Annotated in this window: 14 protein-coding genes and 1 tRNA gene; 8 read left to right on the forward strand and 7 right to left on the reverse strand. The window is 48.1% G+C overall.

Going from position 1 to position 12,840, the window contains the following annotated elements:
* Positions 1–2 precede the first annotated feature (2 nt).
* The 6 genes from LQE92_RS02180 (at position 3) to LQE92_RS02205 (ending at position 3,933) form a co-directional block, all read left to right on the forward strand.
* Positions 3–968: a transglutaminase-like domain-containing protein gene (locus tag LQE92_RS02180; RefSeq protein WP_231061368.1), complete on the forward strand. Its 966-nt coding sequence runs from the start codon at positions 3–5 to the stop codon at positions 966–968.
* 11 nt (positions 969–979) lie between these two features.
* Entirely contained in the window at positions 980–2,032 is a 1,053-nt protein-coding gene (locus LQE92_RS02185; protein ID WP_231061369.1) for a type II secretion system F family protein, read from the forward strand.
* A 34-nt stretch (positions 2,033–2,066) separates the two neighbouring features.
* Positions 2,067–2,402, forward strand: a complete 336-nt coding sequence (locus tag LQE92_RS02190; protein WP_231061370.1) for a hypothetical protein — start codon at positions 2,067–2,069, stop codon at positions 2,400–2,402.
* Complete coding sequence (locus LQE92_RS02195; RefSeq protein ID WP_231061371.1) at positions 2,399–2,857, forward strand: DUF4860 domain-containing protein; 459 nt, start codon at positions 2,399–2,401, stop codon at positions 2,855–2,857. Before LQE92_RS02190 ends, LQE92_RS02195 begins: the two co-directional genes overlap by 4 nt.
* Before the next feature lie 80 nt (positions 2,858–2,937).
* Positions 2,938–3,405 carry a hypothetical protein gene (locus LQE92_RS02200; RefSeq protein WP_231061372.1) on the forward strand — a complete coding sequence of 156 codons (468 nt, stop codon included), beginning with the start codon at positions 2,938–2,940 and terminating at the stop codon, positions 3,403–3,405.
* 24 nt (positions 3,406–3,429) lie between these two features.
* Entirely contained in the window at positions 3,430–3,933 is a 504-nt protein-coding gene (locus LQE92_RS02205) for a hypothetical protein (protein ID WP_231061373.1), read from the forward strand.
* 12 nt (positions 3,934–3,945) lie between these two features.
* Here the strand turns inward: LQE92_RS02205 and LQE92_RS02210 are convergent, their stop codons facing one another.
* The 3 genes from LQE92_RS02210 to LQE92_RS02225 all read right to left on the reverse strand — a co-directional run bounded on the left by LQE92_RS02210 (position 3,946) and on the right by LQE92_RS02225 (position 7,209).
* Positions 3,946–5,001, reverse strand: a complete 1,056-nt coding sequence (locus LQE92_RS02210; protein ID WP_231061374.1) for a type IV pilus twitching motility protein PilT — start codon at positions 4,999–5,001, stop codon at positions 3,946–3,948.
* Positions 5,002–5,358: 357 nt separating this feature from the next.
* Positions 5,359–5,940, reverse strand: a complete 582-nt coding sequence (locus tag LQE92_RS02220) for an SOS response-associated peptidase (protein WP_231061375.1) — start codon at positions 5,938–5,940, stop codon at positions 5,359–5,361.
* Between the two features lie 12 nt (positions 5,941–5,952).
* Positions 5,953–7,209: a DNA polymerase Y family protein gene (locus LQE92_RS02225; protein ID WP_231061376.1), complete on the reverse strand. Its 1,257-nt coding sequence runs from the start codon at positions 7,207–7,209 to the stop codon at positions 5,953–5,955.
* A 444-nt stretch (positions 7,210–7,653) separates the two neighbouring features.
* Here LQE92_RS02225 and LQE92_RS14605 point away from each other — a divergent pair, with 444 nt between their 5' ends.
* Together LQE92_RS14605 and LQE92_RS02235 are read left to right on the forward strand one after the other, a co-directional pair.
* On the forward strand, positions 7,654–8,118 hold the full coding sequence (locus LQE92_RS14605) for a TspO/MBR family protein (RefSeq protein WP_231061377.1): 465 nt from the start codon (positions 7,654–7,656) through the stop codon (positions 8,116–8,118).
* Positions 8,119–8,434: 316 nt separating this feature from the next.
* The gene (locus LQE92_RS02235; RefSeq protein ID WP_231061378.1) at positions 8,435–8,671 is read left to right on the forward strand and encodes a hypothetical protein; all 237 of its coding nucleotides are present in this window, start codon (positions 8,435–8,437) and stop codon (positions 8,669–8,671) included.
* A gap of 102 nt (positions 8,672–8,773) precedes the next feature.
* On the opposite strand, the gene LQE92_RS02240 is transcribed toward LQE92_RS02235, so the two are convergent.
* The 4 genes from LQE92_RS02240 to LQE92_RS02255 form a co-directional block, all read right to left on the reverse strand.
* A tRNA-Gly gene (locus LQE92_RS02240) sits at positions 8,774–8,845 on the reverse strand.
* A 164-nt stretch (positions 8,846–9,009) separates the two neighbouring features.
* On the reverse strand, positions 9,010–9,768 hold the full coding sequence (locus tag LQE92_RS02245; protein WP_231061379.1) for a nitroreductase family protein: 759 nt from the start codon (positions 9,766–9,768) through the stop codon (positions 9,010–9,012).
* A 162-nt stretch (positions 9,769–9,930) separates the two neighbouring features.
* Positions 9,931–11,736, reverse strand: coding sequence for an oligoendopeptidase F (gene pepF, locus LQE92_RS02250; RefSeq protein ID WP_231061380.1), 1,806 nt, complete (start codon positions 11,734–11,736; stop codon positions 9,931–9,933).
* A gap of 83 nt (positions 11,737–11,819) precedes the next feature.
* On the reverse strand, positions 11,820–12,785 hold the full coding sequence (locus LQE92_RS02255) for a DMT family transporter (RefSeq protein WP_231061381.1): 966 nt from the start codon (positions 12,783–12,785) through the stop codon (positions 11,820–11,822).
* Positions 12,786–12,840: the final 55 nt, after the last annotated feature.

Raw genomic sequence — 12,840 nt, forward strand, 5'->3', positions numbered from 1 at the left:
TCATGTATCATAAGCGATTCTTTCTTTTCTTCATTATGATTACCTGTACCGCAGCGCTTCTGTGCGGCTGCGGTTCCATTAAAGAGCCGGACGATCCCCCTGTTCAGGAAAAAACGGATCTCAGTCAGGAAAACGAGACCGGCGGCGGGAACCGTGACAGTACTCCGGTGGTCCTGGTGCCGGAACCCTCCGGAGAAGTCACTTACGGAAACGAACTGGTATCCATGGATGCCTCCCATCTGGAGGACGGTTATGTAATGGTCCGGTATACCGGAGACGTGGAAAAGGTAAAACTCCAGCTCCTCACTCCCTCTGGAACTCTTTATACGTATACGATGCAGGACGGATATGAAACCTTTCCGCTCACAGACGGCGACGGCACGTACAAGGTCTCAGTCTTCGAACGGCAGGCCGGAACTGAATCCAGTTATATCAGTGCTTTTTCCCAGACGGTGGAGGCTATTATTACTAATGAGTTTTCTCCTTATCTCTATCCCAACCAATATGTGAATTTTACGCCTGACAGCAAAACCGTAGCCAAAGGTGCTGAACTGGCAGATGGCGCTTCCGACGACCTGGAAGTGATAGCCCGCGTGTACGATTATATCATCCAGAATGTTTCTTATGATAAAGACAAGGCTGGCTCCGTGCAGAGCGGCTATGTGCCTGAGGTGGATGAGATCCTCGATTCCGGCACAGGCATCTGCTTCGATTATGCCGCCCTGATGGCTGCGATGCTGCGGACCCAGCGGATTCCGACCCGCTTGGAGATTGGATACGCCGGAACGGTATATCACGCCTGGATCAGCACTCATATTGATGAGCTGGGCTGGGTAAACGGCATCATTGAATTCGACGGATCCGAATGGAAGCTCATGGATCCGACCTTTGCCGCCAATTCCAGCTCCAAAGATCTGAAAGACTTTATCGGCAAGGGAGACAACTATCAAACAAAATTTATCTATTAGGGGGGATTCCAATGGGACATAATGCGAATAAGCCACTGAATAACCGGGAGCTTTCTACCTTCTGCGAGCAGATGTCCATGATGCTTAAAGCCGGTATCTCCGCAGCAGAGGGCATTTCCATATTAACAGAGAACTTGGAAGATCCTGGCGGAAAAACCATCCTGGTATCCATTTCCGACACCCTGGATGCAGGCGGCAGTCTCTACGCTGCTCTGGTAAAGACGGGGGTCTTTCCCCGCTATTTCCTGGATATGACGGAAATCGGAGAACGGGCCGGGCAGCTGGATGAGGTGTTTTCTTCTTTGGCCGCCTACTATGACAGACAGGAAGCTCTTTCCAAAAATATAAAAAGCGCCGTCACCTATCCTTGTATCATGATTGGCATGATGCTCGCAGTCATCCTGGTACTCATCATCAAGGTCATGCCTATTTTCAGCCAGGTATACTCTCAGCTCGGCACGGAAATGAATGGAATCTCAAAAGGCATCATGGGGATTGGCGCCTGGCTCGGCCGCTACAGCCTGATCTTTCTGATCCTGGCCGTCGTCCTTCTTCTGGCCGCCGTCTATCTGTTCCGTACGAAAAGCGGCAGGCGGCATCTGGACTCCATGGGACGTCATTTTCCTCTCACCAGAAGAATCTACGAAACCACATCTTTAAGCCGTTTTGCCGACGGAATGGCAATCACTCTGAAAAGCGGCCTCGATTCCGATGAAAGCCTGGAGCTTTCCGGCAGGCTGACTGAAAGCCCGGCGCTCCGTAAAAAGATCGAGGACTGCCGGAAGCGGACGGAAGACGGGGCAGACCTGGGCACAGCGTTCAGAGAATCCGGTATTTTTTCCGGCCTTTACGCCCGCATGGTCAGCGTGGGGATCTTTTCCGGTTCCCTCGACCAGGTCATGGAACGGGTAGCCCGCCAGTGTGCAGAAGAATCCAATGAACGTATTTCACGGGCAGTATCTCGTCTGGAGCCGACTCTGGTGGCTGTCATGTCCATTCTGGTAGGCATGATACTGCTCTCTGTCATGCTGCCGCTCATGGGCATCATGACTAATATCGGATGACAATGATCTCATCGTAACGAGAAAGGAGGATACCATGAACCGTTTTGACCATAAGCGTTCCGGAACCGGTCTTCCAGGCTTTCTGATCTCCATTCTGATTTTCTGCGCCGTACTTTTTCTGGCTGCCCGCGGTATCACTTCCGTATCGGATACCGCAAGAGCAAAGGAAAGAGAGAGCCTGGAACAAGCTGTCCACCGGAACATCATACACTGTTACGCCACCGAAGGATTTTATCCTCCTGACCTGCTCTATTTGAAAGAGCACTACGGCCTTACTTATGACGAATCTGCCTTCTGGATAGATTATCAGCCCATCGGCTCCAATCTGATGCCGGACGTGACCATTTTGGAGATCGGAGGTTCGTCATGAAACCGAAAACCGATTTCCTATTCACCATGGTGCTTTTCTGCGTTTTTGCAGTATCGGCTCTGGGACTCGTCATCACCGGCGTCAATGTCTATGGAAGGACTGTCTCCTCCATGGAGAAAAATTATACCAGCCGGACAGCCTTATCCTACGTCGCAGAAAAAATACGGCAGAACGATACAGCGGGAAGCGTCAAAACAGCTGATAATATGCTCTGTCTTTCTCAAATCAGTGAAGATGAGGAATACGTGCTGTATATATACGAGCACGAAGGTTTTTTGATGGAACTTCTGACCCGTCCGGAGCTGTCCTTCGATCCAGACGCAGGTCAGAAAATACTGGAAGTGAGCGGATTTTCTGTTTCCGAGAAATCAAATGGCCTTCTGGAAATCTCCGCAGAGGAAAAGCAGGAAGGTACCGTCTCTCTATACCTGAATCTCAAGTCAACCGGGACCTGATTTTCATGCCGTCCATCTGCTTAATGCAGAAATTCCGCCTGTGACCGCCGCTCCGCTAAGCGGCAGAAAGGGTTTGCAATATGTCACACACCGAACATAAATCCAGTATATTTCTGATGGAGCTGATCCTCGCGCTGTTCTTTTTTTCCCTTGCCAGTGCAGTCTGTATGCAGCTGTTCGCAAAATCTCACCTGGCAAGGACCCAGACAGAAGAATTGAACCATGCCATACCACTGGCAGAAAGCGCCGCAGAAGGATTTCAGAGCGTTTACGGCGACCTCAAGGCTCTGGCGCCACTCTTTCCCGAGAGCCGTCTAAACGAAGCTGCAGATATCCTGAGCATTTCTTATGATGAGAATTGGAATCCTCTAAACACAGAGAGTTCCGCCTCTCCCGTATACACTCTGAACGTGAGCTTAAAAAAAGGCGGAATTCCTTCCTCTATTCCGCACGCTTCCGTCCAGATCAGCAAAGGCAGCAGCAGCATTTACCGGCTGCCCGTCTCCGTCCAGATACCCAGGACGGTCCCGGCCGCCATATTCAGATAATCTTCAAGAAACAGGAGTCTTCCGATGAAACAGACATCCAGTAATAAAAATACCATATCCGGCCTGGGAGTGGGTACCTCTTCCATTCTCATGATCTTTGTACTGCTCTGTCTCGTGGTGTTCGCAGTGCTCTCTTTCGTGAGCGCCAATGCAGACTGGAAGTTAAACGACAAACTGGCTAAGAGGACCTCCGCCTATTACGAGGCCTGTGAAAAAGCCCAGGATTTTCTGGAAGAGATTGACGGTCAGCTGGATAAGCTATATATGGAGAATCCCTCAAAGGACCAGTATTCTTCCGCCTGCCGCTCTTATCTGGAAACCATCGCCGGATATACTTCACTGGAATCCGGCTCCGACAGCTTTTCTTTTTACTTCACGGAAATCCTGAGCGATGAACAGTATCTGGCTGTGACCATCTCCATTCCTATCTCTCCTGTCCCCGGGGACCATTATTACAGAATAACAGCCTGGCAGACAAAGACCAGCCAGGCTTGGAATCCGGATACTCATTTGAATGTATTGGAATAAAGGCATCTGTCATCAAAGCTTTTTTGCCAGCATCTCAGGATTGGAGGCATACTGAAGCGCTGTAGCGGCCGTGATCCGTCCGCTCTTGCAAAGCTTCTGCAGGCCATTGTCCATGGATGCCATTTCTCCGGTGTTGGAAGAATACACCACACCGTCAATCTGATGTATCTTATTTTCCCGAATCATATTCCGTATAGCCGGTGTAACAGTCATGCGCTCAAAGACGGGAATCAGACGGCCGTCCACCGTAGGCACCAGCTGCTGCGACACTACCGCCCGGAGGACCATGGACAGCTGCACCGCAATCTGATGCTGCTGATTGGGCGGAAACACATCGATGATCCGGTCAATGGTATTGGCTGCTCCTATGGTATGAAGCGTGGACAGTATCAGATGTCCCGTCTCCGCTGCCGTCATCGCCACCTGGATTGTTTCATAGTCCCGCATCTCTCCCAGCAGGATTGCATCGGGACTCTGTCTTAAAGCCGCCCGCAGAGCCGCAATGTAGCTCTCCGTATCAGAGTTTATCTCTCTCTGGCTGACGATGCTCTTTTTATGGGAATGAAGGAATTCCAGGGGATCCTCCAACGTAATGATATGATCCTCTCTGGTACTGTTGATCTGATCGATAATGCAGGCGAGTGTCGTGGATTTTCCACTGCCGGCCGGTCCGGTGACCAGGACAAGCCCTTTCGTATAATCCGCAAGGCCGAGCACCTCCGACGTGATGCCCAGCTCCGTCGGCTCCGGAATCTGAAACGTGATGACGCGCACCACGGCCGCCAAAGTCCCCCTCTGCTTATAAACGCTGGCCCGGAATCTGGACACACCCCGGATTGCAAAGGAAAAATCGTCATCCCCGCTTTTTATGAGGCGGTCCATATCCCGCTCCTCATCCATATCATAAATCTCTCTTATGAGCTGTTCCGTATCCGCTGGCATCAGAGGGCTGTCTGTTATCTCACGCAAAATCCCATTTACTTTAATGGATAAAGGACGTCCGACGACGATAAACACGTCAGACGCGCCTTGATCGGTCGCTTCCGTCAAATATTTAGTGATGTTCATGGATATACCTGCTTTCCTGTCGGACATCTTTTATTCGTTGTCCCCATTATAGCTCAGAAAAGCCTTGACAGGCAAGTCCCTATTTTTTTGTTTGTACGCCGCTTTGATTATCGTGTACTACATGTTACCGTATCACGGTTTACATAAAAAATCAAAGTAAAAGAGAGGTATAGACTATGAATTCGTAAAGACAGACCTGGAATCAGCGAAGTCCGGCCAGCTCGGAGGTGGAAGCAAAAGCCCAGGCAGAAGCAGAGGCTGCCGCTGCCGCAAAAGCAGGATATGAGACAGGAATTACCTATGACCAGCTGGCACGGGCACCGGGAAAGTACAGATAAGACTGGCCGCAGACAGCGATTATGACAGATTTGTAACTGCCTCCCGTTCAAGTGCAGGCATGTTCCCATGGACGTAAGATAACGCAAAGTCATCTGAAAGGACCCAGTCTTCCACCATAAATCTGGGCAAGATTACCGGCATACGGCTGTGTACATCAGTCATGGAGCGATTTGCCTCTGTTGTTAAGATAACAAATTTATTTTCTCCCTCAAATTCATTGTAAAGGCCCGCAAGATACAGAACCTTTTCATGGGGGAGATTAAAGCGATACTTTGTCTTATCCTTGGACCATTCATAAAATCCCGTTGTAGGAACCGCGCATCGGCGGGAATGAAGGCTCTTTTTGAACATCGGACGTTCATCGGCGGTTTCCGAACGGGCATTTATGATCACTCCCTTCGCTCCAAAGCGCGGAAATCCCCAAATACTCAGCCGGGGGATTATTTCGTTTCCGTCTGATGACAAGATGGGAGCTGCATTCGTGGGAAAGACTTCTCCCGTCTTCATGGTATTACCCGGAAAACGGGCATTTATAGCGTTTACAATCCTCAATATCTCTTGATTCTCTTCGTCCGTGAACAGACTGTATCTTCCACACATGACAAGCTCCTCCTATTGTGATTGATGTTGGGCCTTTAAGAATGATTCTGGATAGATCGTATGCTCTGCAATCGGGTCTAAATGGGACAGCTTTCTGTCTGTCAGCATGATTCCCCGCTGTACGGAATAATGCCCATAGCGTTCCCGTATTCGGTCAATGGCCCGCTCTAGATCTTCCTGCTTCTGGTCTTTGACCGCATCTTGTAAAAAAGAAAGCTGCCGGTGTTCTGTATAGATCAGATTGCATGCGCGGACGCCTAAGCTCCTCACCGGATTCGCCGGGCAGTTTCTCCTGTACAACTCAAGCGCTTTTTGAAAGATTGCCTGAGAGGTACATGACGGAAGGGCAAGCCGCCCCTGGCGTTCAAAAGAAAATAGGGCATTGTCCCGGATGGTTATCTGTACGCTCCGGCAATAGAAATGTTCTTTTCTCATCCTCTCCGCTACGCTCTCAGCCAGAATATATAAAATAATCTTGATATCTGTTTCATCCGACAGATCCCTTGGCGTCGTGGTGCTGTTTCCGATTGTCTTAATAATCCGGCGGGAATAAACATTCGAGACGGGAGACCGGTCCAGGCCGTTCGCGAATGCCCAAAGCATGATGCCATTTTTTCCAAGCAGCCGTTCAATAAAATTAATATCCGAACAGGCCAGATCCCCGATGGTGCAGATTCCGTACTTGATCAATTTAGAATAAGTCGCTTTTCCTACATATAATAACATATTCGCGGGAAGATTCCAAATTTTGGATTTAAAATCTTCTCCAATGACCGTGGTCGCATCAGGCTTATGAAGGTCACTGCCAAGCTTGGCAAATATCTTATTAAAAGAAACACCGATACTTGCCGTTATGCCAAGCTCCTTTTTTATCCTGCTGCGGATGGTATCGGCAATCTCCTTCCCCTGTCCGAACAGATGCGTCGATGCGGTCACATCCAACCAGCATTCGTCCAAACCGAAGGTCTCCACTCTGTCCGTATACTCCTCGTATATCTCATGGGCGTCCTGAGATATCTGAATATATCTGTCATATCGCGGCGGTGTGAAAATGATATCGCGGCACTTCTGCTTTGCCATCCACAGCGGTTCGCCGGTCATGATCCCGCATTTCTTCGCTTCATAATTTTTAGCCAGAATAATCCCATGGCGGGCGTCAGGGTCTCCTGTCACGGCCACAGGCTTTCCTTGTAAAGAGGGGTTATCGAGACACTCCACTGACGCATAAAAGTTATTCATATCAGAATGTAAAATCACTGGCCGGTCCATATTCTGTAAGCTCCCTGCTGATTGATAAGCTTATTATTGGATAATCGGAACCATATTATGCTGAATACAAATGGCAAAACGGGGATATCCACTCCTTTTCTGGAATCAGGAAAATGGAGAGCATTCATAACGGTGCGGCAGACAGAAAACCGGCAGAACGATTCCGGCCCGGCCTAAAGGGGAGCTCCGCAGTGCAGCGGCCGGTGATGTGAGCGGTACTGCCGGAGCGGGGATAAAGCGGCCCCTGCATCGCCAGCGAACCGAAATCGTGACGGTCCGGAACTTCTGCCGGTGTCTAACTGGGACTTAATCAGAAGCAGTTTAAAATGATTCCAAAAAGTATTTAGTATCATACTTATCTTTCATGATGTGCTGACAGGCGATAAATTCATATTTCTCATGAAAACTTCATACTATTTAACAAAACATGTCAGGATCAAATCCATGAAGATCAAAGATAAAAGCACCTTTTTAATCTATCTTTTAATTCCCCTGGCCGTCGGATCCCTATCTGCCCTCTTCAGCGGCAGCGCCTCGATGTACTCTGTCATAAATAAGCCTCCGTTAAGTCCGCCTTCTTTTATTTTTCCCGTCGTATGGACAGTTCTCTATATCCTGATGGGCTTATCCTCGTATATCGTTTCCGTGTCCGGCGATCCGAACAAAGGGACTGCTCTTAAAATCTATGCTGTCCAGCTTTTTTTTAACTTCTGCTGGAGTATAATCTTCTTTGGATTTTCACAGTATCTTTTTGCCTTTATATGGTTATTGGCGCTGATAATGCTCATTGTTTTGATGATCTATAAGTTCTATAAAATCAATCCTTTGTCTGCCTGCTTACAGATACCATATTTACTCTGGTGCCTGTTCGCCGCTTACCTGAATTTCATGATCTACAGACTGAATTGACCTGGACGGACTCACTTCCTTTTCTATCGTCATTATGTTGGTTTTCCCGCATTTTTAAAAATGAGCATATGGTTATTGCATTTTTTATCGTAATTCTTATCAATTAAATTTTAAATTTTCTTGGATATGCAGGGTTTTCGTTATATGATACAGCTATCCGAAAGACGATAGTAAACAGTAAAAGATTACTGCAGGCTGCTGAAGATAACATAATAAATGCTTAGAATAGCGAAACACAAAAAGGCAGGACGAAATTCCTGCCTTTCCTGTTGTATTCAATATCGTTTTAATACTCAAAAATAAAGAGGATGATAAAATGACAGCATCAATAGAACTTTCATCCGGTTCGCAGCGCCGTTTGGCGTATAACTGCGAAGAGATCCTTCTGGAAGCTGTCAGCACAGAGGCCAGAAGAACATCTCAAAAACGCTGCCGGCGCTCCAAGCCAATCTCTTCTAAAAGCGGTGGCCATATCACAATCACTGGTACCAATCAGCGGCCGGGCCGCTGTATTAAGCTTCAGGATGATAATGACATAGCTCACTTTGTCTAATAAAGCAGACTGCAGGGAGTCAAAAAGGGAATTTTTAAGATTCATGCAACACGAAATGCAGCACAGCAATAAAAAAATACCGCAAACACGGTATTTATAAAGAGCGCGAGACGGGATTCGAACCCGCGACCCTCGCCTTGGCAAGGCGATACTCCACCACTGAGCCACTCGCGCATATGTAATTTTTTCCTTTTCCGCTGTTCTTTTTCCTGTGTTCTCCAGCGGACATGTAATATAATACTATGCCCGCGTCAATTTGTCAACAGTTTTTTGAATTTTTATTATTGTTTTTTAAACTAAAACAACTCATCTCCAGAGATAGCAGTCCGGCCCTTCTCTCAGACCAGGAGAACCGTAAGAAAATACTTGTTGTTTTTGAATTCCCTGGCAGCCATCTGCTCCATCCTGGAAAATTCCGTGTCCCGCCAGTTCTCTTCCGCTGCCAAGCTGATATGATACAGCATCACGCCAATATCAAAACCCAGAAAGTCCGCCTTAGAGCTGAACCGAAACGACTCCTTCTTCGCAAACACGTGAATCCTGTTCTGATATACCATAAAACGCCAAGGCTGTCCGTTCATGGCAGAGGGCGCCATGCGCGCCGCCTGCATCATCAGCCTGGTCTCCTCCGTAGAATCCTCTTTAAACGCACACAGCTCCTTTAACGGAAGTCTTTTCGCCTGGAAGGAATCCCGGTACAGTTTCCCGTCTGCATAGCCAAAGGCCAGGACCATCATCGGCTCCATCCCTTCCGGCCCGTCCATGGCCGGAATTTTCGCGCTTCCCTGATAGCAGGTACCGATACCTTTGCTGGTCAGATACAGAACGATCTGCTCCATCAGATAACCAGCGTTGGCCATCGCATATTCTCCCGCTTCCGAAAACAGCACCAGATAATACGGTGCTTTTACCTTGAAAAGGCCCTTTATCCGGGTTTCTCCATTCATGGCATTGAACAATTCCACACTGTAACGAAGCTTTCCCCAAAGAGGGCGAAGTCCCTGCTCAAACTTCCTCAGATTTTTAAACAGCTCCTGGGGCAGGGGCTCCATTTTATAATGCCGCACCGATTTTCGGTTAAAAACTGCTTCATACAAAGTCAAGCTCCCCAACCCCCATTTCTAATCCTGTCATAATAAAGTGTATTCATTATATCACAAAACCATCCAGTTATTCCTGGAGAAAAGGCAAAGAATTTCTTAAAAATTCCAAAATTTCCATTTATGGGACAATCGCTCAGAATGTTGTGGAGCTTTCCTTCAGGAAAGCAGCTCTTCCAGTTCTTCCAGCGCCCGTTCGAATGCCGCCATGGCCGCTCTGACAGGTTCCGGCGTCCGCATATCCACTCCAGCATCCGCCAATAAATCTATGGGATCTTTACTGCAGCCGCCCTTTAAAAATCCCATGTAATCTTCTGCCGCCCCTTTTTCTTTGTTCAAAATCCGCTCGGAAAGCGCGACCGCGGCAGAAAAGCCCGTCGCATACTGATATACATAAAAAGGAGTGTAAAAATGAGGGATTCTCGCCCATTCCAGAGCGATTTCATCATCAATCACGATACCGCTGCCAAAATAGTCCTTGTTCAACGCTTTATATATGCTGCAGAGCACATCAGCCGTCAGGACTTCTCCCTCCTGAGCCTTTTCGTGAGCAATTTTTTCAAACTCCGCAAACATGGTCTGGCGGAATACAGTGCCTTTAAAGCCATCCAAGAAATGATTCAGGATATAAGCACGTTCCTTTTTGTCCGCAGCGTGCTCCAGTAAATACCGGTTCAGCAGATTCTCATTGCAGGTAGAAGCGACCTCCGCGACAAAAATTTTATATTGAGAATTTGTAAAAGTCTGGCTGCTGTTGGAAAAATAGGAATGCATGGCATGGCCCATTTCATGAGCCAGGGTAAATACATTATCCAGAGTATCCTGATAGGACATGAGCACATAGGGATGAACGCCGTAGGGACCTCCACAGTACGCTCCGCTCCTCTTTCCTTCATTTTCCCGGAAATCAATCCACCGGCCTTCCAATCCCTCCTGAAGCACCCGAAGATACTCAGGGCCCATGGGCTTCATCGCTTCTGTTATGATACTCTTTGCCACCTCATAGGAAACCCTTTTCTCCACATCCGGCACGATGGGAGTATAAAGATCATACATGTGAAGCTCTTCCAGTCCCAGCATCCGTTTTCTGAGAGCCACATAACGGAACATGAGCGGCATGAACTCTCTCACTGTACTGATCAGAGTATCATACACCGCTTCCGGCACATTGGCGTCTGCCAGATAGTATGCTCGTGCAGAACGGTATCTCCTGGCTTTCGCGTAGAAGCAAGCCTGTTTCGCATTGGCCTGAAAAGCAGCGGCCAACGTGTTCCTATGGCGGCCAAATGTCTCATACATGGCATGGAACGCAGCCTCACGGACGCTTCTGTCCTTGCTCTCCAAAAAAGATACATAACGGCCATGGGTCAGTTCCGCCAGATTCCCATCTTCATCCCGTACGGATGGGAACCGGGTATCCGCATTATTGAACATCTTAAAAATCTGAGAAGGCCCCATCGTCACTTCAGAGGCATCCGCCAGAATCTCTTCCACCTCCTGGCTTCTGGTATGGGCCCGGTCCCGGAGCATCAGATCCAGAGACCTGTCAAAACTCTTGTCCGCCCCGTTTGATTTCCTAAGCTCCATCAGGCGCTCCGGCGCGATCGCCAGAATCTCGGCCGCAATAAAAGAAGAAGCCGCGGAAGCCGCCGCCCATAGTCCGGCAGCCTTCCCTACCATCTGCTGATAAAACTGATCACCCGTATCCACATCTGATCTCAAATGGGCATAACTGTAGATCTTATCCATCACTTCGCTTATCTGTTCATCAAATTTAAGGCAGCCGTAAAGCATTTCAGCAGATTCCCCAAGGTGTCCTTTAAATCTCTCATAATCAGAAAGGGCTGTTTTCGTTTCTATAAATGCTTCTTCCCATTCGGCATCAGAAGAAAAGATATCCTCCGTCGCCCAGGTCTCTGAAAAAGGTATCTCGTTTCTTTTTTTGATCGTCTTTGTTTCGGCCATATCGTCTCCTCCACTTTCCGGACCATTCTATTCCGGAATTTCAAATTCTATTCCTATGCGTCAAGGCAAGCTCCGGACCTGCATCATTCCTCCTGTATCTCCATCTCTTTGTCTTTTCCGTTTCCCTTTAAAAAAGAGAACTTGGTCTCAGCCAGGATGATAGCCGCAAAAATCAACACACATCCTATCACCATCCTGACAGTCAGATACTCTTTCAGGAAAATCAAAGAACAAAGCACTCCGAATACTGATTCCAGGGAAAGGAACAGAGACGCAGAAGTAGGCGTTGTATACTTTTGGCACACGTTCTGCAGAAGAAACGCGATCATGGTGCTCCCCAACCCCAGATAAAGCATGCCAGTCACGATTTTCATGGAAAAAGCCGCTTCTGGAAAAGCCCCGTCATAAAGGGGCGCCATGATCCATGAAATAAGGGCGGCAGTTCCAATCTGAAGAATCGTCAGGACCACAGGATCATGCTTCTCCGTATACCGGTCGATATAAATCATGTGAAACGCAAAGCCAAAGCCGCACATAATAGTCAGAATATCACCGATATTCATGGACAGATCGCCCTGCAGGGAGAGGAGCCCGATTCCGGCGACTGCCAAAAACGCGGCAGCGATACAATATCCGTCCGGCTTTTTTTTATTGATGAACCAATGGATAAATGGAACGATCACCACATATATCGTGGTCAAAAATGCGTTTTTTCCGGCTGTGGTGTATTGAATCGCAACGGTTTGAAGGAAATAGCTGATAAATAACAGGATACCCAGAATCCCACCGCAAAATAAGTCACTTCTGCTGATTTTGAATAATTTCCTGCAAAATACAACTGCCAATCCGGCAAATGCGATGGTAAACCGGAATGCCAGCATGTAAACAGGCGGTATTAGATCCACGGAATCTTTTACCACCACAAAAGCGAATCCCCATATCAGCGCGGTGAGCACCATCCCGGCATTGGCGAACCCCGTCACATTTTTCTTTTTCTTGTTTCTGTTCCGGCATACTTCTGCCGCTTCCTCTCCGCCTCGCCTTTTCAATTTTATCCTCCGCTCTCTTTTCTAAACAGTCTGTCCAGAATCAATCAGTGGCATT

Origin of the sequence: Lientehia hominis (assembly GCF_021044755.1) — a bacterium.
GTDB classification, from domain to species: domain Bacteria; phylum Bacillota; class Clostridia; order Lachnospirales; family Lachnospiraceae; genus Lientehia; species Lientehia hominis.